Origin of the sequence: Pseudomonas sp. EA_35y_Pfl2_R5 (assembly GCF_963970805.1) — a bacterium.
Taxonomy (GTDB): domain Bacteria; phylum Pseudomonadota; class Gammaproteobacteria; order Pseudomonadales; family Pseudomonadaceae; genus Aquipseudomonas.
On record NZ_CAXAOW010000020.1, the window covers coordinates 32,845 to 57,629 of the forward strand.

A 24,785-nucleotide genomic window follows, 5' to 3' on the forward strand; every position below is an offset into this window, starting at 1 on the left:
CCTACCGCTTCAGGCGCTGCCTTCAACCGTGCGGGCCAATCGTTCAATGGCGGCATCCAGCTCATCCAGGGCTTGTTGGGCGGCGGGGTCGTTCTGCTTCAGCAGGGTTTCGCTGCGCTGGCAGGCGGCGCGCAGCTGCGGCACGCCGCAATAGCGGGTAGCCCCGTGCAGGCGGTGAACCCGTTCGATCAGGCTGTTACGCTCGCCGCTGTCCCGCGCCTGGCGAATGGCCTGGCGGTCACCGGGCAGTCCGGCCAGCAGCATGCTCAGCATATCGGCGGCCAGGTCGGCCTTGCCTGCAGCCAAACGCAAGCCTTCGTCGGCATCCAGCACGCTGAGGTTGTTATGCGTGGCGCTGATGCCGCTGTGTTCGCTACTTTGGTTACGTAGGGCTAGGCCGGTCCATTTGAGTACCACTTGGGCCAACTGACGCTCGCTGATCGGCTTGGTCAGGTAGTCGTCCAGGCCGCTTTGCAGCAGCGCGCGTTTCTCGTTGGCGAGGGCGTGAGCAGTCAGCGCAACAATCGGCACTGGACCCTGGTTGCGCCCATTTTCCTGTTGGCGAATTGCCTCTGTGGCCTGGCGGCCATCCATGCCGGGCATCTGTACGTCCATAAAAATCAGATCGAAGTTCTGCTCGGCGGCTTTTTCCACGGCCTCATAGCCGCTGTTGGCGATGGTCACCAGCGCGCCCATATCGCCCAACAGGGTTTGCACCAGCAGCAGGTTGGCCGGATTGTCGTCGACGCAGAGAATCAGCGGCGGGCGGCTGGGGGCGCTTTGCGGACTCTCCAGGCGATTTTGCCGAGGGTTGACCAACTCAGCCAGGCCCCGTTGCAGCTTGCGCGTGCAGGCAGGCTTGGCCTGCAACTGGCTGTATGCATTCGGCAACAGGCTGTGGTAGAGCGACTGTTCTGTGGTGGGGCACAACAGCAGAGTTTTACAGTCCAGGCGTTCGAGCTCCCAGATGCGCTGATCGAGGCGTTCCGGTGGCAGGGTCTGGGTGCTTACGCCCAGCACCGCCAGCTCAAAAGGTTGGGCGCTGCGCCGCGCTTCGGCCACGGCGCTGAGCAGGCTATCGAGATCGTCAAAGCCGCTGACCTGCAGGCCGCAGTCTTCTAACTGGTGCTGCAGCGCCTGGCGGGCCAGGTCGTGATATTCCAGGGCGGCTGCACGACGGCCGAGCAGCGGTGGGCGCGGCAGGTCCTCGGCATCATCGCGGGCTTTGGGCAGGCTCAGGGTAATCCAGAACTCCGAGCCTTCTTCGGGCGTGCTGTCGACGCCGATTTCGCCACCCATCTGCTCAATCAGGCGCTTGGAAATCACCAGGCCCAGGCCGGTGCCCCCGGCCTGGCGGCTGAGCGAATTGTCGGCCTGACTGAAGGCCTGGAACAACTCGCGCAGGTCTTCATCGGACAGGCCAATGCCGGTGTCCTGCACACTAATGCGCAGCTGTGCGCGGTCGACGCTTTCGTCCTCGAGCATGGCGCGAATCACGATGGAGCCAGCACGGGTGAACTTGATCGCGTTGCTCACGAGGTTAGTCAGCACCTGCTTAAGCCGTAGCGGGTCGCCGATCAGTGACAGCGGCGTGTCGCGGTAGACCAGGCTGAGTAATTCCAACTGTTTGGCGTGGGCGGCGGGGGCGAGGATGGTTAGGGTGTCCTGCAGCAGATCGCGCAGGTTGAACGGAATATTTTCCAGGACCAGTTTGCCGGCTTCGATCTTCGAGAAATCGAGAATCTCATTGATGATCGCCAGTAGGCTATCGGCGGATTTTTCGATGGTGCCCAGGTAATCCTGCTGGCGCGGGGTCAGTTCGCTTTTCTGCAGCAGGTTGGTGAAGCCGAGAATGCCGTTGAGCGGAGTACGGATTTCATGGCTCATATTGGCGAGGAATTCGGATTTGATCCGGCTGGCCTCTAGGGCCTCCTTGCGCGCCAGATCCAGCTCGATGTTCTGGATTTCGATGGTTTCCAGGTTCTGCCGTACGTCTTCGGTGGCCTGGTCAACGCTGTGTTGCAGTTCTTCCTGAGCGTTCTGCAGGGATTCGGCCATGCGGTTGATGCCCGAGGCCAGTTCATCCAGCTCATGGCTGCCGAGTGGTGGCAGGCGGGTTTCCAGGTGTCCGTCTTTGAGCTGGGCGACACCATGTTTGATCTGTCGTAGCGGGTCGTTGATCGTGCGGCTCATGCGCACGGCGAGTAGGGCGGTGACCATCAGCCCGGTGGCGATCAGCAGCAGGCTGGTCAGCAGGCTGCGGTAACCGCTGAGTAAGGTGCTGTGGTGCGACAGCTCCAGTTCGATCCAGCCGAGCAGCCGCGTGTCTGGCTCGTCAGTAGCCTTGCCGGTCAGGCTCAGGTGCTGCTGATACACCGGCAACAGAAAGCGTGTGGCGTTCTGGTTGCTGTTCTGCGCGGGCTGTGGCTCGCCTGCTACTGGCGACGGGTTGAGCATGCTCGGTCCCGCGTGCGCCAAGGTGTCGCGCTCGGCGGCGAGAAAGCTCACGGCGCGCACATCCGGCTGTTCGAGTGCCTGACTGGCAATGCGCTGCAACACCTCGCCATCACCGGTATACAGGGCGGGGGCGGCCAGCGGCGCGAGCTGCTCGATGATCATCTGGCCACGCTGCAGCAATTGCCCCTGTAAACCGGACAATTGTACCCAGGTGAAATAACCGCCCAGCACCAGTGCCAACAGGCTGGTGGGCAACAGGGTGAGCATGAGCACACGGCCTTTGATGCCTAAATCCTTTAACACCTTGTTGCCTCCTGTGTTGACGTTGGCGCAGTGTAGCGGCTCGGCCAGGCAGAAGCTTTAGCCAAGTGGTCGAGGTGCCCAGTGCGGCGTTGTATCAGTGCTTTGGGGCGTGCGCTGGCTCGAATCAGCTCGATTTATCGAGCTGCCAGGGCAGTTTTGCCGCCAGCAATATAAGCAACCCAACTATGTTAAGCACGACAGCGAACAGGATGCCGAGGATCCCGGCCGTACCAGTCCACAGTGTTGAGGTGGCAATGGCTGCCTGCTCGGGGTGATCGGGGTCATAGTGCACCTTTACCCGTTCGCCGACGTTGTGACCGCCGCCGGTATGCTGAACCCGGTCGGTGAAGGTCAGGGTCTGGCCCTGTTTGGTGGTGAACTGCACGACGGGCGCGATCAGGGTTTTTCTCCTCAGGCTGTTACCTACCCGGCTGCTGGAATGACCGATTACCTTGCCCCCGACGCTTTCCTCGAATAGCCAGGAGCCTAGGGTGCTGCTGACTTCGTTGAAGCCGCTATGGCCCAGATACAGGCCGCTTAGAATCAGCAACCAAGCCCAGAGACGAATGGATTTACGGACCATACCGGAGGAGTCCTGCACGTTGTTTGGCAGTTATGGTAACCGCCAGCTACGTTGAACTTCCGCATACCTGCATGGCATTGCCGAGACCTTCGCGTTTTTCCAGCTGTGGTCCTGTAGTACGGGTCCAGCATGGCAGTTATGGCTGCCGTCGGTTTGCCGTTATCATGGCGACCTTCTTTGCTTTTGGATCATCTCGTTCGCCATGAGCCCGCATTACCCAACCATCGCCGATTGCATCGGCAACACCCCGCTGGTGCGTTTGCAGCGCCTGCCGGGTAAGACCAGCAACACCTTGCTGCTGAAACTGGAAGGCAATAATCCGGCCGGTTCGGTTAAGGACCGCCCTGCGTTGTCGATGATCACCCGCGCCGAGCAGCGCGGTGACATCCAGCCTGGTGATGTGTTGATCGAAGCCACCAGTGGCAACACCGGCATCGCCCTGGCCATGGCTGCGGCGATCAAGGGTTATCGCATGGTGCTGATCATGCCCGACAACTCCACGGCTGAGCGCAAGGCGGCGATGACTGCCTACGGTGCGCAGCTGATTCTGGTTGGCGGTATGGAAGAGGCGCGTGATCTGGCGTTGCAGATGCAAGCCGATGGCAAGGGCAAGGTGCTCGATCAATTCGCCAACGGCGACAACCCGATTGCTCACTACACCAGCACCGCTCCGGAAATCTGGCGGCAGACGGGCGGGCAGATCACCCATTTCATCAGCTCGATGGGCACCACCGGGACCATCATGGGCGTGTCGCGTTTCCTCAAAGAGCAGAAGCCTGAGGTGCAGATCGTCGGTCTGCAGCCGATGGAAGGCGCGGCGATTCCTGGCATTCGCCGTTGGCCGCAGGAGTACCTGCCGAAGATTTATCAGGCCGAGCGGGTTGATCGCATCATTGATATGGGCCAGCAGGAAGCCGAAGACGTAATGCGCCGCCTGGCCCGTGAAGAAGGCATCTTTTGCGGGGTGTCCTCTGGAGGTTCGGTTGCAGCGATGCTGCGCCTGTCCCAGGAAGTCGAGAACGCGGTGATGGTGGCGATCATCTGCGACCGTGGAGACCGTTACCTGTCCAGCGGCGTTTACGACGCCCCGAGCACTGATGGCCAGAGCAACTGATGGCCAAGAAAGACGGCGGTCTGCGCTTTCAACCCAGCGGTGGTTCCCGTGCACCCCAGGTGCCGGTGGGCAAGAAGCAGAAGCTCACCATCGAGCGTCTGGCCAACGATGGCCGCGGCATCGCTTTCAGCGAGGGGCGTACCTGGTTTGTCAGCGGCGCACTGGCCGGCGAGCAGATTGAGGCGCGGGTGCTTGGGGCGCACGGCAAGGTGGTCGAGGCGCGGGTCGAGCGGATTCTCGCCGCCAGCGCCGAGCGGCGCGCCGAGGCTTGCGCGCATGCCAAGGTCTGTGGCGGCTGCAGCCTGCAACATATGCCCCATGTCGATCAGCTTGCCCTGAAACAGCGCATGCTCGCCGAGCAGCTCAGCCGCCTGGCCAATCTTGAACCGCAGGAATGGGCCGCACCGCTGGTCGGCCCGGAGCTGGGCTACCGTCGCCGCGCGCGCATTGCCGTGCGCTGGGACAACAAAGCAAAGCACCTGGATGTTGGCTTTCGCGCAGCGGCCAGCCAGGACATCATCGCCATCAACGATTGCCCGGTGCTGGTACAAGCCTTGCAACCGATCCTGCGCGCGTTACCACAGGTGTTACGCGAGCTGGATAAACCTCAGGCCATTGGTCATGTCGAGTTGTTCAGCGGCAGCTCAAGTGCTGTGCTGATAAGGCATACCGCTGCATTGAGTGAGGCGGACCTGGCCCGTTTACAGGCATTCTGCACGGCGCAGAACGCGCAGTTGTGGTTGCACGGCACGGCCGAGCCGCAACCGTTTGAGCCAGCGCAGCAGCTGAGTTACCGCCTGGATACGTTTGATCTCAACCTGGCTTATCGGCCCGGTGATTTTGTCCAGGTCAACCAGCCAGTGAATGACGCCATGGTCGCGCAGGCGCTGGACTGGCTGGCGCCGCAGGCCGATGAGCGGGTGCTGGATCTGTTCTGCGGCCTGGGCAATTTTGCTCTGCCGCTGGCCCAGCGAGTGCGCGAACTGGTGGCGGTTGAGGGCGTGCAGACCATGGTCGCGCGCGCCGCTGAGAATGCCGTGAGCAATGGTCTGGGCAATGCGCACTTTTTCCAGGCCGACCTGTCCAACCCGCTGGTCGATGCGAGCTGGGCTCAGGGCGGTTTCGCCGCGGTGTTGTTGGACCCGCCGCGTGATGGCGCGTTTCAGGTGGTCAAGCAAATGACGGCGCTGGGCGTCAAACGGGTGCTGTATGTGTCGTGCAACCCGACGACCCTGGCCCGCGACAGCGTCGAGTTACAGGTGCAAGGCTACCGGTTGGAACGTGCCGGTATCCTCGATATGTTTCCGCAAACCGCGCACGTTGAAGCGATGGCGCTGTTTGTCAGGCAGTAGATAGAAGCGTTGGGGTAGAAGGGCAGGTGCTTGGTTTTATCCGGCGCGGCCCTATCTCCGCGCTGCAGGGGCGCACAGGGAGTGCGCCTTAAGTGGTTAAACCGACCACCTCATAGAAGGTGGCGACTGTTCGGTGTGTATACCGCGCACCGTAGGGAAGGTAAGCAAGATGGTTCAGGTTAGAGCGCATCAGCCGATCAACGATGACGGCAGCATCAACCTCGAGGCCTGGCTCGAGCATGTACTGAGTGTTGATCCAGCGCTGGATCGCGAAGCCCTGCGCGAGGCTTGCGAGTTCGCCCGCGAGGCCGAGCAGCAAGCCAATGCCGCGAAGAATCTATGGACCGAGGGCGCGTCGAGCTTCCGCTCCGGTCTGGAAATCGCCGAAATTCTCGCCGACCTCAAGCTCGATCAGGACTCCCTGGTCGCCGCCGTGATCTACCGCTGCGTGCGCGAAGGCAAGGTGCCGTTGGCGCTGGTGCATCAGCGCTTCGGCCCGGTGGTGGCCAAGCTGGTGGAAGGTGTGCTGCGTATGGCGGCGATCAGCGCTTCGCTGAACCCGCGCGATTCCCTGGTGCTTGGCTCCCAAGCACAGGTGGAGAACCTGCGCAAAATGCTCGTGGCCATGGTCGATGACGTACGTGTGGCGCTGATCAAACTGGCCGAGCGCACTTGCGCGATCCGTGCGGTGAAGGAAGCCGATGACGAGAAGCGTCAGCGCGTGGCGCGCGAGGTGTTCGACATCTACGCTCCGTTGGCCCACCGTTTGGGCATCGGCCATATCAAGTGGGAACTGGAAGATCTGTCCTTTCGCTACTTGGAACCCGAACAGTACAAGCAAATTGCCAAGCTGCTGCATGAGCGTCGTCTCGACCGCGAACACTACATCAATGAAGTGATGGGCCAGCTGCGCGAGGAGCTGGAGGCCACCGGGATCAAGGCTGATATCAGCGGTCGGGCCAAGCACATCTATTCGATCTGGCGCAAAATGCAGCGCAAGGGCCTGCAGTTCAGCCAGATCTATGACGTGCGCGCGGTGCGCGTGCTGGTGCCGCAGGTGCGTGATTGCTACACCGCCCTCGGTATCGTGCACACCTTGTGGCGGCACATTCCCAAGGAGTTTGACGATTACATCGCCAACCCTAAGGAAAACGGCTACCGCTCGCTGCATACCGCGGTACTTGGCCCGGAAGGCAAGGTGCTGGAGGTGCAGATTCGTACCCAGTCAATGCACGAGGAGGCTGAGCTAGGCGTGTGCGCGCACTGGCGCTACAAGGGTACTGACGTCAAAGCCAGCTCCAACCATTACGAAGAGAAAATTTCCTGGCTGCGTCAGGTACTCGAATGGCACGAAGAATTGGGCGATATCGGCGGCCTGGCCGAGCAGCTGCGCGTGGACATCGAGCCGGACCGGGTTTATGTGTTCACCCCGGACGGCCACGCCATCGATCTGCCCAAGGGCGCGACACCGCTGGATTTTGCCTATCGTGTGCACACCGAGATCGGCCACAACTGCCGTGGCGCCAAGATCAACGGGCGTATTGTCCCGCTCACTTACAGCCTGCAGACCGGCGAGCAGGTGGAGATCATCACCAGTAAGCACGGCACTCCGAGCCGTGACTGGTTGAATTCCAACCTGGGCTACGTCACTACTTCGCGGGCGCGGGCTAAGATCGTTCACTGGTTCAAATTGCAGGACCGCGATCAAAACGTTGCCGCGGGTAAAACCCAGCTTGAACGTGAGTTTCAGCGCCTGGCGCTGCCTCATGTGGACTTCGAAAAGCTGGCCGAGAAGGCCAACATGAAAACCAGCGAGGACATGTTTGCTTCGTTGGGCGCTGGCGATTTGCGCCTGGCGCAGCTGGTCAATCTGGCGCAGCAGCTGGTCGAACCGGATAGGGCCAACGAGCAGCTTGAGTTAATCCCGCGTAAAGCGCTGGGCTTCAAGCCGGGCAAGCGCGGCGATATCCAGATTCAGGGCGTGGGCAACCTGTTGACGCAAATGGCCGGTTGCTGCCAGCCGCTGCCGGGTGATCCGATTGTGGGTTACATCACTCAAGGTCGAGGCGTCAGCATTCACCGTCAGGACTGCGCCTCGGTGCTGCAATTAACTGGGCGTGAGCCAGAGCGGATCATTCAGGTCAGTTGGGGGCCGGTACCGGTACAGACCTACCCGGTGGATGTCATCATTCGGGCCTATGACCGTTCCGGTCTATTGCGCGATGTGACCCAGGTGCTGCTCAACGAGAAGCTCAACATGCTGGCGGTGAATACCCGCTCGAACAAGGACGACAACACGGCGTCTATATCGATCACTGTGGAGATTCCCGGTTTGGATGCACTGGGCCGACTGCTTGGGCGCATTTCCCAGTTGCCCAACATTATTGAGGCGCGTCGCCATCGGGTTTCCTGAGCTGCTGCGGGCTGCGCGCGTGATACTGCGTTGAAGGGGAAGTGAAAAAATGCTCATTGGCAAAAGCCAACTCCGCTTTTTCACGTCCCCTTCGCCTTGTCTGAGCTTCGCTGGCGATGCTCAGGCCGTAGCCCGGATGAAATCCGGGGGAGACGTTTACGAAGGAGTCCTATGTACCAACTCGACGACCTGCTGCACCTGATGGCTCGCCTGCGCGACCCTCAGCATGGCTGCCCGTGGGACCTTAAGCAGAGCTACGCGACCATCGTGCCGCATACCATCGAGGAAGCCTACGAGGTGGCCGATGCCATCGAACGCGGCGATTTCGATCATCTACCCGGTGAGCTGGGCGATCTGCTGTTTCAGGTGGTGTATTACAGCCAGCTGGCGCGTGAAGAAGGGCGCTTCGGGTTTGCCCAGGTGATCGATGGCATCACCACCAAGCTGGTTCGCCGTCATCCTCATGTGTTCCCCGATGGTGATCTGTATGGCGCAGTGGATGTGGCCAAGCTAGAAGAGGCCGCTGTTAAACAGCGCTGGGAAGAAATCAAAGCCGAAGAGCGCGCCGAAAAGGCCGCACTTCCTGAGCAGCTCTCACTGCTCGACGACGTGCCCGCAGCGCTGCCGTCGCTAAGCCGTGCAATCAAACTGCAGAAGCGCGCGGCCCAGGTCGGCTTCGATTGGCCCGAGGCGCTGCCGGTGGTGGACAAGGTGCGTGAAGAGCTGGATGAAGTGCTCGAAGCCATGAGCGAAAACGACCCCGAGGCGATTAGCGATGAAATTGGCGATTTGCTGTTTGTGGTTAGCAACCTGGCGCGACATCTCAAGGTCGACCCGGAAACTGCCCTGCGCGCGGCCAATGCCAAGTTCGAGCGCCGTTTTCGTTTTATCGAGCAGGCATTGCGCGAAGCGGGGCGCAACATGGAAGATTGCCCCCTAGAAGAATTGGACGCGCTCTGGGGCGAAGCCAAGAAGCTGGAGAAGCAGACCCCGAGTTGTTGAATGTGCAGGGCGGTCTGCCTGTTGGTGGTGGGTACGCCCGCTTTAAATTGATGGTTGGAAAGGTAGGTTATGGCTCTCTCACTACGCGATCAGTTGCTTAAAGCCGGGCTGGTCAACGAAAAGCAGGCCAAGCAGGCCGGCAAGGAAAAACAGAGGCAGCAGCGTCTGGAGCAGAAAGGTCATATCGAGAAGGACGAGTCGCAAAAGCTCGCCGCTCAGCAGGCCCAAGCCGAGAAGGCCGCCCGCGACCAAGAGCTGAACCGTCAGCAGCAGGAAAAAATTGAGCAGAAGGCCCGTGCCGCGCAGATCAAGCAGCTGATCGAGGTGTCGCGCTTGCCCAAGTTGACCACCGAGGATTATTACAACTTCGTCGACGACAAGAAGGTCAAGCGCTTCTCGGTCAACACCCTGATGCGCAACAAGCTCAGCAGTGGTTCGCTGGCGATTGTGCGCCACGGCGGCGGCTACGAAGTGATCCCGCGTGAAGCCGCGCTGAAGATTCAGGAGCGTGACGCCCGGCGTGTGGTGTTGCTCAATACCCCGACTGGAGTGCCGGATGCCGATGACCCGTATGCGGCCTATCAAGTGCCGGATGACTTGATGTGGTAATGGCCTAGGCCGAGCGTGGAGAAATCAGCGCCACAAAAAAGCCGAGCTAGTAGCTCGGCTTTTTTGTGGCAATCGCCTTAGTCCTGACGGCCTGCGACAGTCTTGCCATCGACTGTGCCTTCCTTGAGCATGATCTGGTATTCCTTGCCGTCTTTTTCGACCTGATGCAGGCGCACCAGCAGGAACTCCCAATCCTTGGCGAACCAGAGGATGGTCTTGCGGCTGCTTTGTGTCGGATCGCGCACGCGCTCGACCTTGATTGCATCAATCAGACCGGCCTTGGTACGCACGGCTTCTTCGCCGAGCACGCGGAAATCGTAAGTTTCCACTTCATCACCATCGACCACCTGGTAGCTCATGGTCTTAGTGCCGGCGGCCACGTCGTACTGCAGGGCCAACTGGTAAGTCGACTTGTCCAGCAGGCCGCGGTTCAGCGGTAGGCGCACTGGAGTGTCGCGGTCGCTGCCGATTACCTGTTTGGCATCCCAGTCAAAGTCATGCTCAATCTTCTTACCTTTGCCCAGCCCGCTGCGTTCGTACAGGTAGGTCTGCGGTAGAAATGCTTCATTATCGACGCGTAGGGTGCTTTGTTCGGTCAGGCTAGCAACCAGCATGGAGGCTTCGAAATTCAGCTGCCATAGGCCGTTATCCAGGGCTTCAAGGCTGCGTTCGGCGCTACCGCTGACGGGCAGTTGCTTCCAGTCGGCGGTGTAGCTGGCAGAGAAGGGTTTCAGCTCGACAGCCAATGCCGGCAGGCTCAGAAGCGTTAGTGCGAACAGTAAGGCGCGACCCATGGTGTCTCCTAAGTTCGAATAAGGTGTCCAGTACTTGGTAACAGTTGCTCGTCCAACATGGCCCCGTGCGTTGTCAGCTGCAAACGGCCTTCGGCAAACCAGCGTACGGCCAGCGGGTAAATAACATGTTCCTGCTCGTGCACGCGCTGCGCCAGGCTGGTCGGCGAGTCATCCGACTGTACCGGTACCACTGCCTGTACGACCAGTGGTCCGCCATCGAGTTCCTCGCTGACAAAGTGCACGCTGCAGCCATGCTCGCTGTCACCGGCGTCCAGCGCCCGTTGGTGGGTGTGCAGGCCTTTGTATTTCGGCAGCAGCGAGGGGTGGATATTCAACAGGCGGCCAGCGTAGTGACGAACAAAGCCCGGCGTGAGGATGCGCATAAAACCAGCGAGCACCACAAGCTGCGGATCAAACGCATCGATGGTCTCGACCAGCGCGGCATCAAAGGCTTCACGGCCGTCGAATTGCTTGTGGTCGAGTACGGCGGTGGCGATACCAGCCTGTTGTGCGCGCAGAAGACCATAGGCATCGGCGCGGTTGGAAATTACCGCGGCGATGCGTGCCGGATTGCCGTCATGGGCGATGCTGTCGATCAGCGCCTGCAGGTTGCTGCCGGAGCCGGAGATCAGCACCACTACATTGCAGTCTGTTGGCATCGGTGCCGGCATTAGTGCTGTTTCAGGTTATTCAGTACGACCTGGGCGGCACCTTCCGCCGCTTCACCGATCTGGCCGATCACCCATGGCTGTTCGCCAGCGGCGCTCAGGGTTTGCAGAGTGATTTCGACCTGATCCTGAGCCACGCAGATGACCATGCCGACGCCGCAGTTGAGTACGCGGTGCATCTCGTGCTCATCGACGTTACCTTGTTCTTGCAGCCAGTCAAAGACAGCTGGACGAGTCCAGCTAGCCACGTCGACTACGGCCTGCGCGCCTTTTGGCAGCACGCGCGGGATATTGTCGAGCAGGCCGCCGCCGGTGATGTGGGCCATGGCCTTGACTGCGCCAGTGTCCTTGATCAGCTTGAGCAGCGGTTTGACGTAGATACGGGTTGGTGCCATCAGCAGGTCGGTCAGCGGCTTGCCGTCAACCTGGGTGGCTTCAATCTCGGTGCCGGAGACTTCGATGATCTTGCGGATCAGCGAGTAGCCGTTGGAGTGCGGTCCGGAGGACGGCAGGGCGATCAAGGCGTCGCCAGCAGCGACCTTGGAACCGTCGATGATCTCGGCTTTTTCCACTACGCCAACGCAGAAACCGGCCAGGTCGTAGTCTTCACCTTCGTACATACCTGGCATTTCAGCAGTCTCACCGCCAACCAGGGAGCAACCCGCGAGTTCGCAGCCGGCGCCGATGCCGGTGACCACGGTGGCAGCCACGTCGACATTGAGCTTGCCGGTGGCGTAGTAGTCGAGGAAGAACAGCGGCTCGGCACCACAGACCACCAGGTCGTTAACGCACATGGCGACCAGATCCTGGCCGATGCTGTCGTGTTTGTTCAGGTTCAGCGCCAGGCGCAGCTTGGTGCCCACGCCATCGGTGCCGGAGACCAACACCGGTTGCTTGTAGCCAGCAGGGATCTCGCACAGCGCGCCGAAGCCGCCCAGCCCACCCATGACTTCCGGACGCGCGGTGCGCTTGGCCACGCCTTTGATGCGTTCGACCAGGGCTTCACCCGCGTCGATATCTACACCTGCGTCCTTGTAGCTGATGGAGGGTTGCTTGCTCATAGATCCAGGCCTTTAGGGGAAATTCGGATTGGCACCGGCGCTTGTGGCGGCGGTCTGCGAAGGCGCGCGATTTTATCAGGCTTACCCGGCAGCGGCCACCCGCTAAGGTTGCGGCTGTTGGGATGGCTGTTTAAGCTCGGAATCTGGCTGTCGTTGGCAGTCTTGGGCTGAAAAGGGCTTTGGCATGCACCTTAGCAGCACCTAAACTCGCACGCTTGAGCCGCCGCGGCCTGCCTTATGTGGCGTGGCTTGGCCGCAACTGTTGTTAAACCTGGCCCGTGCGCCGTTTCCGTCCGTCGAGAATCCATCCATGCGTTTAACCGCTCGCCTGCTTCTAGCCTGTTTGTCGCTGTCCTGCCTGTCTGCTCTGGCCGCGCCGGTGAGTGATCTGTACCAAGTCCGCGAGCCGGTCAGCAGCCAGCAGCCGGAAGAGCGCGCTGCCGCCCTGGGTCGTGCGCTGGATACCCTGGTGTTGCGCCTTACCGGCAAGGCCGATGCGGCGCAGAACCCGGCACTGGCTGCGCTGCGCAAGGACCCGCAACAGATCGTCAGCCAATATGGCTATGAGGGCGAGCAGCTGCTGGTCGACTTTGACCCGCAGAGCACCGAGCGCAGCCTGCGTCAGGCAGGCTTGGCGCTGTGGAGCGCGAATCGTCCAAGCATTCTGCTGTGGTGGCTGAGTGATGCCAGCGATGGCAGCCGTCTGCTAGGCGACGGTCAAGCCGCTGCGGCACCACTCAATCAGGCAGCGCAGCACCGTGGTCTGCCGCTGCGTCTGCCATTGGCTGACTTGGCCGAGCAACTGGTGGCGGTGCCGGAAAACCTCACGGCGAATGATCCAGTCGCCCTGCGTGAAGCCTCCGAGCGTTACGCCGCTGACGCCTTGCTGGCCGTTGTGGCGCGCGAAGCAAATGGTCAGTGGCAGGCTGAGTGGCGCCTGTGGCTGGGCGACGAGCGTGAGCAGGGCACTGCGCAGGGCGCCGATCAGGCCGCTCTGGCCGATACCATCCTGCTGGCAGTCAACCAGCGCCTGGCGCCACGGTTTATCGTGGCTGCCGGTGCCGCTACTGGCTTGACTGTGGAAGTGCAGGGCGTCGACCTGACGCGCTATGCCGAGTTGCAGCGCATTCTTGAGCCGTTCGGCGCGCAACTGCTCAAGGTGCAGGGCGACACGCTGACCTTTGCCATCAATGCCAATGCCGAGCAGTTGCGTGCGCAACTGGGCCTGGCGCGTTTGCAGGAAGTACCGGCAGGGGCACCGGTGCTTGATGCCGATCAGGCGCTGATGCCGCCTGCCACTGCTGCTGATCCAGAGGGACAGGCCGCGTTGCGTGACAATGTACTGAGGTTTCGCTGGTAGACTGCGCTGATTGCCCCGTGTCCTGACTTGAAAACCGCAGCTTAGAGCTGCGGTTTTCTTATATAGCGGGCTGTGGGGTTAAGGAGTTTTGGATAAACGTTGGTGTATGGAGCACTGGGCATGATCGATTCGCATCGTTGGATCTGGATAGTCGGGGCGCTGTTGCTGGGCGGGTTGTTGTATTTGCTGGCGCCGATTCTCTCGCCATTTCTGATCGGTATTCTGCTGGCCTATCTGGGTGATCCGTTGGTTGATCGCCTGGAGCGCTGGAAGTTGTCGCGGACCTGGGGTGTGGTGGTGGTTTTTGCACTGTTCACTTTGGTGTTGGTCATTTTGCTGCTGGTGCTGGTGCCCATGCTGGGCAAGCAGCTGGTGCGGCTGTACGAACTGGCTCCGCAAATGCTCGATTGGGTGCAGAACCAGGCTCTGCCATGGATTCAGCTCAAGCTGGGATTGAGCGATGGCTTCTGGCGTTTCGACCAGCTGAAGGCCGCCTTTAGTGGGCAGATGGACAAGACTACCGATATCGTCGGCATGCTGCTGTCCACGGCAACTGCTTCAGGTATGGCGCTGCTGGCCTGGTTGGCTAACTTGGTGCTGATTCCAGTGGTGAGCTTCTACCTGATGCGCGACTGGGACCTGATGGTTGCCAAGCTGCGCAGTTTGCTGCCGCGTGGCCGTGAAGGGTTGGTTGTGCAGTTGTTCGGCGAGTGCCATGAAGTGCTCGGGGCCTTCCTACGCGGCCAGCTACTGGTAATGCTGGCGCTGGGGGTTATGTATGCCACCGGGCTGATGGCAATCGGCCTCGAACTTGGGTTGCTGATTGGTGTGCTGGCTGGCTTGGCCAGCATCGTGCCGTACTTGGGCGTGTTTGTAGGCATTGGCGCTGCCCTGACAGCCGGCCTGTTCCAGTTCGGCCCGGATTTCTACCCGCTGATGGGTATCGCTGCAGTCTTTATCGTCGGGCAAATGCTCGAAGGCATGCTACTGACGCCTCTGCTGGTAGGCGACCGCATCGGTCTGCACCCAGTAGCAGTGATTTTCGCGATCATGGCCGGCGGCCAACTTTTCGGCTTCACTGGCGTTCTACTGGCCTTGCCAGTGGCTGCAGTGATTATGGTGTTAGTGCGTCATCTGCATGATTTCTATAAACTTTCCGATCTTTACGGTGAGCCAGCCAGCGGTTCCGACGAGCCGCCTAACCCAGCATGACACCCATACAACTGCCTCTAGGTGTGCGTCTGCGCGATGATGCCACCTTTGCCAATTACTACCCCGGCGCCAATGCTGCGGCGCTGGGCTATGTCGAGCGTCTGTGTGAAGCCGATGCCGGCTGGACGGAAAGCCTGATCTATCTGTGGGGCGGCGAGGGCGTTGGGCGCAGTCATTTGCTGCAGGCGGCCTGCCTGCGTTTTGAACAGCGCGGCGAGTTGGCGGTTTATCTGCCGCTGGCCGAGGTGGTCGAGTATGGCCCGGCGCTGCTGGACAATCTGGAACAGTGCGAGCTGGTTTGTCTAGATGATCTGGATGCGGTGGCGGGGCGTAGTGATTGGGAAGAGGCGTTGTTTCATCTGTTTAATCGCCTGCGCGACAGTGGTCGGCGGCTGTTACTGGCCGCCAGCAGCTCGCCGCGCGAGTTGCCGGTGCAACTGGCTGATCTGCAGTCGCGCCTGACATTGGCGCTGGTGTTTCAGCTGCAATCGCTGTCCGACGAAGACAAGCTGCGTGCCCTGCAGTTGCGTGCATCGAGGCGCGGCCTGCATTTGAGTGATGAAGTCGGGCGTTTTATTCTGACTCGCGGCGAGCGCAGTATGAGCGCTCTGTTCGATTTGCTTGAGCGTCTGGATCAGGCGTCGTTGCAAGCCCAACGCAAGCTGACCATTCCTTTCCTTAAGGAAACGCTGGGCTGGTAGGCCTGAGTCGGCTCGACAGGCCTCACCACATACATGTTGTCTGCCCTCGTGTGGGGCTGTCGATTAGCTGGTGCCCAAGGCGAGCAGGGCGTCGAGTACCTGCTGCGCGTGCTGGCGCTTTTCCCCCTGGCTGTTCTGCAGGCGCTTGTGCGCCTCTGCACTGATCTTGGGGTGCAGTGGCGGACGCTGCATATGCATTTGCGCGAGGATGCCGAGTAGATCAGCCCGTTGTTTGGTCACCAGTTCCTGCAGCAGCAGGTCATAGCCTGACATTTCGCAACTTTGACCCAGTGCAGGGTTTGCGCCCAAGGCGAGCATGCTGGCGAACAGCTGTGGGCTGGAGAGCTGTGTGTCGAGGTCGCCGGCCAGTGTCAGCAGAGCGCTGTGCTGGATATCGCGACCATTGCTGCAGCGGCCTTTTGTGTAGAGAAGGTTGAGGTCGGCACCCTTGGCAATCAGCATCTCCACTGCTTGCGGATTCTGCCATTGCAGTGCCCAGTACAGCGCGGTATTGCCCTGGTGGTCGCGGATATCCAGGTTCTGTGGATATTCGAGCAGAGTAAAGAGTGTTTCCAATCCGTGCTTTTCCCGAGAGAACTGCATTAGCAGAGTTCCCCCCTGGTAATCGACCTCATCAATTGCAGCGCCGTTATCGAGAAGAAACTGCAGGCGTTCGGCATACAACAGGTTCTTGTGTTGTTTGAGATCCATGCGCAGTGCATGGGTGACCAGCGGCAGGTTGTTGTGAAGGCCCTGCAATTCGGCTCCACGTTCTACCAACAGGGCGGCCAGAGTCAGTTCGGGTTTGTCCAGCGCATGCAGCAGGGCGCTGCGGCCGTCTTCGGCTAGCGTTGTCGCGGGTATACCACTGTCGAGCAGGCTGCGGACTGTGGCCAGGTCGCCGGTATCGATTGCCCATATCAGCGGCCAGTGCGCTCGGCACCGCGACGCATTGAGCTGCTTGGTTTGCAGGCGTTCGGCTACCCGCAGCGGTATGTGCAGTTCTTTCGTCAGGCGCATGCCGCAGTAGATGCGGTAGTACTCGCGAGCGCGCTCGGCATAGAAGGGGGCGGAATGAGTTTGGAACAGTTGCCAGTCGAGGTCGGCCAGGTTTAGGTGCGTTGGCATGCGCTGTGGCTCGCGGCGCAGGACTTCTAGCAGCAATGGCCGGGCTGCTTCCAGCTGCCCGGCCTGGGTTAACCAGTGGCCGATATCGTTCAGCAGGCGAGGATACTTTGTATCCTCCAGGCCCAGCTGGCGATAGTCGTGGCGCTGCAAAAAGTTGTTCAGGGGCTCCAGATGAGGGCCTTTGTCACTGCTGTCGAAGGCTGCCTGATGCAGGCGACGCAATTGCTGCATCGGACTTTCACTGCTTTCTTCTGCACTGCTGAAGTGCAGTGCGCTCTGCGGCTGTGGCAGCCAGTTCTGGAAATCGAAACGCCTGGCTTCCAGGGCCGCGCTCCAGCGCTGGGTATGCTCCGGCGCAACGGCTTGCCAGGCGCTGAACTCGACATTGTGCTTGTTCTTGGCGCGGCCGATGGCAATTCGCGGGGTGCCGGCCACGGCGTTGTCCACCAGCAATAGAGCAGTGTTCTGCCAATACTCACCTTGCGCGCAGTCGAAACGTATTTCGTAGAGATTCAGTTCGGGCGAAAGCGTTCTTTCTCCTGCCCATTTTTCGGCATTGGCGACTCCGCTGAAGTGGCGACACTGGCTTAGTTCGGCGCTGCTGAGTAGTGGCAGTGGGCCCAACTTGAAGGCGCGCTGCTGATACGCCTGATCGTGGTACAGGTTGAGAAAGAACAGACCGTTGTGTTCGCTGAGCAGGCTCTTGAATGATTGCGGCGGGCTATCGGCCTGTTCGCGGCGTAGCAGGCTCATGGCACTGACCGGTCGTTCGGGCTGGTTGAGCACGGCGCGGCGTTCGATGCGCAGCCAGGCAGGGTCGAAGTTGATCGAGTGGGCGCTGGTAAACAGGCTGTAGGCGCCGCAGGTAAGCGCGAGCAGGGTGGTCTGAGCCAGTCGATGGCGAGTGCTAGGCATGTGGGCTTCCTTGTCCTTGGGCGCCGCGCAGCATAGCAAGACTGAACTGCTAGATCAGTGCGTTGTGCCCGCTTTGGGCATCAGCTGCTCCTGGGGCAGGCGTTGGATAAAGTCGTTAATCGCCTGGGCGCAGGCAGCGGGTTGGCTTTGCAGGAGGAAGTGCGGGCCGTCCAGTGCCAGCTGTTGCAAATTCAGGCAGTACTGTTGCAGAGCTGCAGCGCAGCGGCTGATCAGGCGATCCTGGCGTGGCAACAGGTGCAAGCAAGGCAGTTCCAGTGGCTGGGTCGGTTCCTGCAGGTCACTTAGGCTGCGCAGGCACGCGCGCAGTAGGACGTGTGGGAGTTGGCGGATTTCCTCGCGCAGCAGCTTGAGCAACGCGGGACTGGCCCTTTGGTCAAGACAGAATAGCTTCAATAGCGCGCCACTGTTTAGCAGGCTGCCGGGCAATGGCAGGTAGCGCGTCAATGGCAGCAGTGGATGCGGGCAGCGCAGGAACGAAGCGGCGAAGATCACCCCGTGTAGCCCCTGCGGTTGGCGCAGGGCCAGGCGATAGGCCACGGGGCCGGAAAAGGATTCGCCGAGCAGGACGAAAGGGCTATCGCCCAGTTGCCCTGCCAGCGCTGTAGCCAGGCTATCAGGGTCCTGTGGACCCTGCTGCGGCAGCTCCAGGGTTGTTACCTGTCGCTCACTGAGAAAGGGCAGCAAGGGGGCGAACAGGCGATGGCTGCCGTTCAGGCCCGGCAGCAACACCAAACGCATCAGGCTTCGCCCGCCAACTTGCGCTCGTACTGAAATCGCCAACGGGTAAACATCAATGCGGCGCAGAACAGGCTGAAGCTCAGCCCCGTCAGTAGCCAGCCGTACAGCGTCTTGCTTGGATCGAAGGCGGCGAGTACGCCCTGGATAAAGTACAGGTTGACCACAAAGCAGGCCCAGGCGTGGGCTCGGGCGTTGCCGAGGATCAGGCCTGGTGCCAGCAATAGTAGGGGGGCGAGTTGTACGCCGAGTATCACCCAGAGCAGTTTGCTGGGCACGTTGGCGAACCACAGGTTCCACGCCAGTAACAATGCCGCGAGGCTAAAAAAGCTCAGCAGGCTGACCGCGCGGCTGATGTTCAGGCGTGGTTGCAACCATTCTAGGGATGGCAGCGGTTTAGCGGTTTTAGCCACGGGCACTCTCCAGCTTTGCCGCGGTTTGCGCCAGGCGCTGGCCGAGTGCGCGGCACAGGGCGATTTCCTGTTCATCGAGGGCGCGTTTGCCATCCGCGCCGGCGTGGTGGCTTGCACCATACGGCGTGCCGCCGCCACGGGTTTCCAGTAACGCGGCTTCGCTATAGGGCAGGCCGGTGATCAGCATGCCGTGGTGCAGCAGCGGCAATAGCATCGACAGCAGGGTGGTTTCCTGGCCGCCGTGCAGGCTTGCTGTTGAGGTGAATACGCCGGCGGGCTTGCCGACCAGGCCGCCGGTCAGCCACAGGCCACTGGTGCCATCGATAAAGTATTTGAGCGGCGCGGCCATATTGCCGAAGCGGGTCGGGCTGCCGAGTGCCAGGCCGGCGCAGTTTTTCAGGTCATCTAGGCTGGCATACAGCGCGCCTTCTGCCGGGATATCTGCAGCCACTGCTTCGCACTCATTTGATACCGCAGGCACTGTGCGCAGGCGCGCTTCCAGGCCACCGATCTCAACACCGCGGGCGATTTGCCGGGCCATTTTCGCAGTGGCGCCATGGCGGCTGTAATACAGCACCAGAATATAGGGTGCGCTCACGGCAGAATCTCCAGAATATTTTCAGGTGGGCGACCGATGACGGCCTTGTCACCAACGACCAGAATGGGGCGCTCAATCAATTTGGGCTGGCCGACCATGGCGTCGATCAGCTGTGCGTTAGTCAATTGCGGGTCATTCAAGCCCAGTGATTTGTATTCATCTTCGCCGGTGCGCAGCAGTTGCCGCGCGGGGATGCCGAGCCTGTCCAGCAACTCTTGCAGCTGCTCGGCATTCAGCGGTGTTTCCAGGTAGCGCACGATGGTTGGGCTCAGCCCGCGGTCTTCCAGCAACTGCAATGCACTGCGCGATTTTGAGCAGCGCGGGTTATGGTAGAGCGTCATAGCGGTCATGTTCGGGTCGCCGGTTACCTTCGGTGGCGGCTATTCTAACCGCTAACGGTATCTACGCCTGCCTCTCAGGCGGGTTACGGCAGGTAAATGGCTAAGGAAAGGGCATGTGGCAGCGTGTTAACAACCTGTTGGAATTCTGGCGTTTTTTATTGCAGCGCTTTATTGCCGACCGAGGCACCAGCAATGCCGCGGCCTTGACCTACACCACGCTGTTTGCGGTGGTGCCGATGATGACGGTAACCTTTTCCATGCTCTCAGCCATTCCTGCATTTCAGGATACCGGCGAGCAGATCCAGAGCTTTATCTTCCGCAACTTCGTGCCCTCTGCTGGTGAAACATTGCAGCAGTACCTGCGCGATTTCACGAGTCAGGCGCGTCAACTGACCTGGATTGGTGTGGCGGTATTGGCCGCGACGGCGTTCTGGATGCTGGTGACCATCGAGAAGACCTTCAACACCATCTGGCGCGTGCGTCAGCCGCGTCGTGGCGTATCGAGCTTTCTGCTGTACTGGGCGATTCTCAGTCTGGGGCCTTTGCTGCTGGGCGGTGGCTTTGCCATCAGCACCTACTTTACCTCGCTGTCGCTGATTTCCGGACCGGATGCCCTGCTCGGGGCCCAGGTTTTGCTGAAATTCATGCCGCTGTTGTTCAGCGTGGCTGCATTCACTCTGTTGTATGCCACGGTGCCGAATGCTCAGGTGCCGGTGAGACATGCGCTTCTAGGCGGTTTATTTACAGCGATTTTGTTCGAAGTGGCGAAAATGCTGTTCGGCCTGTATGTGCGCCTGTTCCCCGGTTATCAGCTGATTTATGGCGCATTTGCTACGGTGCCGCTGTTTCTGTTGTGGATCTACGTGTCCTGGTTGATTGTGCTATTTGGTGCGGAGCTGGTCTGCAACCTGGGATTTTCCCAGCAATGGCGCCAACGTGCAGTACCGCGATTGTTGATGGTGCTTGGTGTGTTGCGGGTGTTCTACGAACGTCAGCAACTGGGTTTGAAAGTGCGTTTGCGGGATGTGCAGCGTCAGGGCTGGTTGCTGGCTGAGCATGAGTGGGAAGAGATTCTGGTGTTTCTCGAGCAGCAGAAACTGATTGCACCTACCGGTTCCGGCACCTGGGTGTTAAGCCGCGATCTGGGTCATTATTCGTTGCAGCAACTGCTTAGCCACAGTCCCTGGCCGATGCCAAGGGCGGAGAATTTGCCCGAGGAACTCGATGAGGTCTGGTACCCAGCGCTGCGCAGCGGCTTGACGAAATTGCAGGAAGAGCAGGCTGCGCTCTTTGGTGAAGACCTTGCGAAGTGGTTGCAGCCAGAGGCTGAGCTGGCAAAGTGACGTAAAACGTCAGTTTGCGGCGTTGTGCTGATGGCGCATGATGGCACTGGCGACCATGGAGGTCGCCAAATGCGGTTAAAAGGAAGCTGGCACGCTTCTGGCTATCTGTCTTGCAGATAGCGATCAGCTTGCCAGCAGGGCAGGGATTGGCGGAGTGTGAAGGCGTTATGACAGCCAATAAAGGCAAAGTGATTCATCTGTATCAACGTGATCCGCAAGAGGCCCTCGAGCGCCTTAATCGCATCACCGGCCTGCGCTTCAGCAGCTGGCCACAGTCCTTGGTCAACTCCAACCCGACTGAGCAGCCCGACTCTTCTGAAACTGTTACGCGACCTGATTCTGACACCCAGTGCGGGCCTGCAGGAATGCTCTCGCGCTAAACGCAAAACCCCGCGTCAGTGAGCGGGGTTTGTGTGCTGCGGGGTGCTATCAGGCGAGTGCTTGGCGGCTATCGGTTTGTGGCAATTCGACCGCTTGCACAAACAGCTCTTCGACCACCAGACTAGTCGCCGGCACGGCAGAGCGCAGGCGCACCTGCATTTCTTCGATCTTTAGCTTTACCGGCAGGCGGGCCACGCTGGAAAGCAGGATCTTGCTGTGCTGGTTAACCTTGCCGTGGTCGACCATTACTTCACGGCGAGCGGTGCCGTCACGGTAGCTGATCAACAGGGATACAGGCAGATTGGCCAGGCCAGGCAAATGCAACCAGGCGGCTATATTGAACTCAGCGACGCGCCCTTCGTAAGGGGTGACCTGTAAGCGGGCGAGATTGACGATGGCAGATGGCACAGGGCCGACCAACTTATCGAGGGCTTGGGTCATGGTGGTATTCCAGGCTAATAACGGATCGCATCAAGCGTGAGTGCGATGATTATAAGCCTGGCCCGAGCGATGAAACTGTGCACTCGGCCGACGTTCGGCGTGACCTTTCTCGCAGTTTTAGCGTATCGGCAACAGCACCTAAGCCAGCTGCATCGGGTAGCGGGTGACGGAGGTGGTGATTAGGTTGGCGGTCGGCAATGGCAGGATCGCCTGGTTGTGTGCGCTGGCCAGTTGCAGCCAGACATTTTCCCCTTCTACAAACTGCCCATTAGGCAGCCATAAGCCGTGGTGCCAGCCGTTACCAGGCGCAGGGGTACTTTGCAGCACCCCGGGGTGAGTCTGGGCGCTGGGCGCGCGCCGCAGCCAGACCGGGCGCGGCAAGCCTTTCAGGTAGCGCAGACCTAGGTGCAGGCCTTCGCTGTTCAGATGCCGCCAACGCACCAGAGCCAGGGTCGGCGTATCGCTGCCGGTAATCAATAGCACAAGCTGGCCAACTGACAGTTGCACAGCCTGATCAGCATTACACAGCAAGCGTGCGCCGCCCGCGCTGGCGTCGAGCATCTGCGCGCTGGTGCGCGGCGGTCGTTGTTCCAGCAGCTGGGCATGAATGGCAGGTAGACCGACCACTAGGTTGCATTCCGAGCTATGGTCGGCGCGCGTATGCCGACGTTGCTGGCGCCCCAGCCAATGTTGTTGCACGCGTTCCAGCAACTGGCGTTCCGCCTTGCTCTGCAGTGGCGCGGGCTCATGCAGGGCCACCAGCAGGGCGCCCAGCTCGAAGCGGCGTAAACAGTCAGCACTGCCTTCGGGCGTCTGGGCATAACTTAGGCAGGGTTGTGCCTCGGTGAGGTCGATAGTCGGCCCTTCGATTTCCTCGTCCTCATCCCAAGGCAGCAATCGCGCCAGCCCGGCCAGCGGAGAGAGCGCACCGAACAGCAGTGCACATTCGCCGTCGGCGAGGTGGAATGGGTTACTCAACGCCAACAGCAGCATCTGCTGGTAGATGCCGCGCATGGTGTTTGCCGGTTGTGGGGTAAACGCCGCAGCCACTGGCTCGTCCAGGCAGTCTTGGTGTTCGCCGATCCAGTACAGCAGATGGCTGTCGCGCCACAGGCTGGGCGGCGGCTCCTGATATAGCTGATAGTGGCGCAGCAGGCTCTGGGCGAGAAAATGTTGAGCCATATACAGGCACCAGGCCAGATGCGGACGTGAGGGCTGGCGGCCTTGGAGGATTTGCAGCAGCAGACGTTTGAAGCCGATGGCCAGTTCACTGCACAGATGGACAAACAAGGCCGTCGGGGGATTCTCCCCTTGGTAGGCTTTGCTGTAATGCTGGTACTGATCGCTGAAGCTTTGCAGTGCGCGCTGCCTTTCGAGTAAGGTCATGGCGCTGCGGTTCAGCCTGAAGAGCAGGCCGAGCGCCTGTTGCAAGGCCAGTTCCGGCGCTTGCAGACGGGCCTGGGCCAGTTGCTCGTTGAGGTCAGCCAGTGGCGCGACCTCGGTTTCGAGGATGTCTGGCACTTCCAGGCGCAAGGCATCTAAAGTCATATCAACCTTATGGAATCAGGGAGCGAATGCATGGGAATGCGTTTCCAGGCGATCATTCGTGCTGTTGCGGGCGTAGGCATAGGTCTGATTCTGGCCGGTTGCGCTGAAGACATAGGCGTCGATCAATATGGACGAAAGGTAGCGGTTGAGCGTCTGGAAGGCCAGTGGTTAGTGATTAATTACTGGGCGCAGTGGTGTGCGCCCTGCCGCACCGAGATTCCCGAACTCAATGCCTTAGAAAAACAGCTCAAGGAGCAACCCGTGCAGGTGCTCGGAGTGAATTTCGATGCGCTGCAGGGTGAGAAGTTGAACCAAGCGGCGCAAGACATGGGTATTACCTTTACCGTGCTGGCGCAGGACCCGGCCGAGCGCTATCAGTTGCCGCGTGCCGAGGTGCTGCCGGTGACCTATATCGTCGACGATCAGGGGCGCATGCGTGAGCGTCTGTTGGGTGAGCAGACGGCGGCTGGTCTGACCGCTCGCCTGGTGGCGCTCAAGGCAGAGGGTTAGAACCATGGCGCGTATCTGCAAGCATGGTTACGTCAGCGGTCGCGTTCAGGGCGTCAGTTTTCGCCAAGCGACTGCAGAGCAGGCTGAGCGTTTGGATCTTGATGGTTGGGTACGTAACCTAGTCGATGGTCGGGTCGAGGTGCTGTTCGAGGGCGATGAGGCTGCGGTGACCGAGTTGGCGAGCTGGTTAGAGCAGGGGCCACCAGCTGCTGAGGTGAATGCGCTGGAGCTGCAGGATCAGGCGTTGCAGGGTGTTGCCGGATTTATCGTGCGGCGCTGAGAACCTGTTTACGACCTGTTGCGCGTCGGCCCTGCTGCGTTAAAAACAGGCTCGGATGCAGTCCAGTCCGCTTCCTCGCCGCTTTGACCAGCCGAAGGCTGTTACGGACGTAGCGCCTAGCAGGCCTCTAGCTCGCGAGATCGTAATACAGGTTCGATTATCAATTACGGTTTGACATACCAGAAGTCGTGCCAGAAACCGACCACCTTGGCCGAGTAGGTGTGTTTGCCCAGGCTGCCGTTGTAACGCGCCAGTGCGCGGTTAAGGTCGCCGTTTTCCTTGCGCAGATAGAAGCTGAGGATGGTGCAGCCATAACGCAGGTTGGTGGCGTTGTCGGTGAGGTTGTCTTGCGGGCGGCCCAGTTCGGCTTTCCAGAAGGCTATGTCCCAATCGCGTGTTGCATGGTCCGACCAACCGCCTCCTGGATACAGTGAACGGGCTGAATACGCTGCTGATAGCGTTCAAGCATGCGGCGCCAGCCCAGGTAGTTCGGGAGGTAGCG

The 24,785-nt window shown here is 60.2% G+C and carries 24 protein-coding genes and 2 pseudogenes; 12 read left to right on the forward strand and 14 right to left on the reverse strand.

From position 1 onward, the window contains the following. Positions 1-9: 9 nt before the first annotated feature. The gene (locus AACX99_RS20745) at positions 10-2,760 is read right to left on the reverse strand and encodes an ATP-binding protein (protein WP_339414316.1); all 2,751 of its coding nucleotides are present in this window, start codon (positions 2,758-2,760) and stop codon (positions 10-12) included. A 124-nt stretch (positions 2,761-2,884) separates the two neighbouring features. Further along, the gene (locus tag AACX99_RS20750) at positions 2,885-3,343 is read right to left on the reverse strand and encodes a DUF3592 domain-containing protein (RefSeq protein ID WP_339414317.1); all 459 of its coding nucleotides are present in this window, start codon (positions 3,341-3,343) and stop codon (positions 2,885-2,887) included. Positions 3,344-3,545: 202 nt separating this feature from the next. On the opposite strand from AACX99_RS20750, the gene cysM reads away from it, so the two are divergent. The 5 genes from cysM to AACX99_RS20775 all read left to right on the forward strand — a co-directional run bounded on the left by cysM (position 3,546) and on the right by AACX99_RS20775 (position 9,833). Further along, complete coding sequence (cysM, locus tag AACX99_RS20755) at positions 3,546-4,457, forward strand: cysteine synthase CysM (protein WP_339414318.1); 912 nt, start codon at positions 3,546-3,548, stop codon at positions 4,455-4,457. Then, positions 4,457-5,809: a 23S rRNA (uracil(1939)-C(5))-methyltransferase RlmD gene (gene rlmD / locus AACX99_RS20760; protein ID WP_339414319.1), complete on the forward strand. Its 1,353-nt coding sequence runs from the start codon at positions 4,457-4,459 to the stop codon at positions 5,807-5,809. The genes cysM and rlmD overlap by 1 nt, the downstream gene beginning before the upstream one ends. Before the next feature lie 169 nt (positions 5,810-5,978). Beyond that, positions 5,979-8,222: a GTP diphosphokinase gene (relA, locus tag AACX99_RS20765; protein WP_339414320.1), complete on the forward strand. Its 2,244-nt coding sequence runs from the start codon at positions 5,979-5,981 to the stop codon at positions 8,220-8,222. Between the two features lie 171 nt (positions 8,223-8,393). Further along, on the forward strand, positions 8,394-9,224 hold the full coding sequence (mazG, locus tag AACX99_RS20770; RefSeq protein ID WP_339414321.1) for a nucleoside triphosphate pyrophosphohydrolase: 831 nt from the start codon (positions 8,394-8,396) through the stop codon (positions 9,222-9,224). 69 nt (positions 9,225-9,293) lie between these two features. Continuing rightward, a complete protein-coding gene (locus AACX99_RS20775; protein ID WP_339414322.1) occupies positions 9,294-9,833 on the forward strand; it encodes a DUF2058 domain-containing protein in 540 nt (179 codons plus the stop codon). A gap of 77 nt (positions 9,834-9,910) precedes the next feature. Here AACX99_RS20775 and AACX99_RS20780 read toward each other — a convergent pair whose 3' ends face one another. The 3 genes from AACX99_RS20780 to purM are packed head-to-tail and all read right to left on the reverse strand — an operon-like array spanning position 9,911 to position 12,356. Continuing rightward, the gene (locus tag AACX99_RS20780) at positions 9,911-10,627 is read right to left on the reverse strand and encodes a DUF3108 domain-containing protein (protein ID WP_339414323.1); all 717 of its coding nucleotides are present in this window, start codon (positions 10,625-10,627) and stop codon (positions 9,911-9,913) included. A gap of 8 nt (positions 10,628-10,635) precedes the next feature. Further along, positions 10,636-11,286, reverse strand: a complete 651-nt coding sequence (purN, locus tag AACX99_RS20785) for a phosphoribosylglycinamide formyltransferase (protein ID WP_339414324.1) — start codon at positions 11,284-11,286, stop codon at positions 10,636-10,638. An 11-nt stretch (positions 11,287-11,297) separates the two neighbouring features. Beyond that, positions 11,298-12,356 (reverse strand): phosphoribosylformylglycinamidine cyclo-ligase, encoded by a 1,059-nt coding sequence (gene purM / locus AACX99_RS20790; RefSeq protein ID WP_339414325.1) that lies wholly within the window; start codon positions 12,354-12,356, stop codon positions 11,298-11,300. A 310-nt stretch (positions 12,357-12,666) separates the two neighbouring features. Here purM and AACX99_RS20795 point away from each other — a divergent pair, with 310 nt between their 5' ends. The 3 genes from AACX99_RS20795 (at position 12,667) to hda (ending at position 15,629) form a co-directional block, all read left to right on the forward strand. Next, positions 12,667-13,716 (forward strand): DUF2066 domain-containing protein, encoded by a 1,050-nt coding sequence (locus AACX99_RS20795; protein WP_339414326.1) that lies wholly within the window; start codon positions 12,667-12,669, stop codon positions 13,714-13,716. 120 nt (positions 13,717-13,836) lie between these two features. Beyond that, on the forward strand, positions 13,837-14,928 hold the full coding sequence (locus AACX99_RS20800; protein ID WP_339414327.1) for an AI-2E family transporter: 1,092 nt from the start codon (positions 13,837-13,839) through the stop codon (positions 14,926-14,928). Continuing rightward, the gene (hda, locus tag AACX99_RS20805) at positions 14,925-15,629 is read left to right on the forward strand and encodes a DnaA regulatory inactivator Hda (RefSeq protein WP_339414328.1); all 705 of its coding nucleotides are present in this window, start codon (positions 14,925-14,927) and stop codon (positions 15,627-15,629) included. Before AACX99_RS20800 ends, hda begins: the two co-directional genes overlap by 4 nt. Positions 15,630-15,692: 63 nt before the next feature. On the opposite strand, the gene AACX99_RS20810 is transcribed toward hda, so the two are convergent. The 5 genes from AACX99_RS20810 to arsC are packed head-to-tail and all read right to left on the reverse strand — an operon-like array spanning position 15,693 to position 19,789. Continuing rightward, the gene (locus AACX99_RS20810) at positions 15,693-17,672 is read right to left on the reverse strand and encodes an ankyrin repeat domain-containing protein (protein WP_339414329.1); all 1,980 of its coding nucleotides are present in this window, start codon (positions 17,670-17,672) and stop codon (positions 15,693-15,695) included. A gap of 54 nt (positions 17,673-17,726) precedes the next feature. Beyond that, entirely contained in the window at positions 17,727-18,431 is a 705-nt protein-coding gene (locus AACX99_RS20815; protein ID WP_339414330.1) for an alpha/beta fold hydrolase, read from the reverse strand. Then, the gene (locus tag AACX99_RS20820) at positions 18,431-18,841 is read right to left on the reverse strand and encodes a DUF2069 domain-containing protein (RefSeq protein WP_339414331.1); all 411 of its coding nucleotides are present in this window, start codon (positions 18,839-18,841) and stop codon (positions 18,431-18,433) included. The genes AACX99_RS20815 and AACX99_RS20820 overlap by 1 nt, the downstream gene beginning before the upstream one ends. Further along, positions 18,834-19,439, reverse strand: coding sequence for an NAD(P)H:quinone oxidoreductase (gene wrbA, locus AACX99_RS20825; protein ID WP_339414332.1), 606 nt, complete (start codon positions 19,437-19,439; stop codon positions 18,834-18,836). Before wrbA ends, AACX99_RS20820 begins: the two co-directional genes overlap by 8 nt. Continuing rightward, entirely contained in the window at positions 19,436-19,789 is a 354-nt protein-coding gene (gene arsC / locus AACX99_RS20830) for an arsenate reductase (glutaredoxin) (RefSeq protein WP_339414333.1), read from the reverse strand. Before arsC ends, wrbA begins: the two co-directional genes overlap by 4 nt. A 104-nt stretch (positions 19,790-19,893) precedes the next feature. On the opposite strand from arsC, the gene AACX99_RS20835 reads away from it, so the two are divergent. Next, a complete protein-coding gene (locus AACX99_RS20835; protein ID WP_339414334.1) occupies positions 19,894-21,123 on the forward strand; it encodes a YihY family inner membrane protein in 1,230 nt (409 codons plus the stop codon). A 167-nt stretch (positions 21,124-21,290) separates the two neighbouring features. After that, complete coding sequence (locus AACX99_RS20840; protein WP_339414335.1) at positions 21,291-21,503, forward strand: hypothetical protein; 213 nt, start codon at positions 21,291-21,293, stop codon at positions 21,501-21,503. 49 nt (positions 21,504-21,552) lie between these two features. Here AACX99_RS20840 and AACX99_RS20845 read toward each other — a convergent pair whose 3' ends face one another. Next, positions 21,553-21,945 (reverse strand): hypothetical protein, encoded by a 393-nt coding sequence (locus tag AACX99_RS20845; RefSeq protein WP_339414336.1) that lies wholly within the window; start codon positions 21,943-21,945, stop codon positions 21,553-21,555. Positions 21,946-22,083: 138 nt separating this feature from the next. Beyond that, entirely contained in the window at positions 22,084-23,493 is a 1,410-nt protein-coding gene (locus AACX99_RS20850; protein ID WP_339414337.1) for a PilZ domain-containing protein, read from the reverse strand. Positions 23,494-23,523: 30 nt separating this feature from the next. Here AACX99_RS20850 and AACX99_RS20855 point away from each other — a divergent pair, with 30 nt between their 5' ends. After that, entirely contained in the window at positions 23,524-24,003 is a 480-nt protein-coding gene (locus AACX99_RS20855) for a TlpA disulfide reductase family protein (RefSeq protein WP_339414338.1), read from the forward strand. Positions 24,004-24,007: 4 nt separating this feature from the next. Then, complete coding sequence (locus tag AACX99_RS20860; protein ID WP_339414339.1) at positions 24,008-24,283, forward strand: acylphosphatase; 276 nt, start codon at positions 24,008-24,010, stop codon at positions 24,281-24,283. A gap of 164 nt (positions 24,284-24,447) precedes the next feature. Here the strand turns inward: AACX99_RS20860 and AACX99_RS20865 are convergent. Together AACX99_RS20865 and AACX99_RS20870 are read right to left on the reverse strand one after the other, a co-directional pair. Further along, a pseudogene (locus AACX99_RS20865) lies at positions 24,448-24,660 on the reverse strand (lytic transglycosylase domain-containing protein); the annotation flags it as partial. Between the two features lie 2 nt (positions 24,661-24,662). After that, a pseudogene (locus AACX99_RS20870) lies at positions 24,663-24,785 on the reverse strand (IS1595 family transposase); the annotation flags it as partial.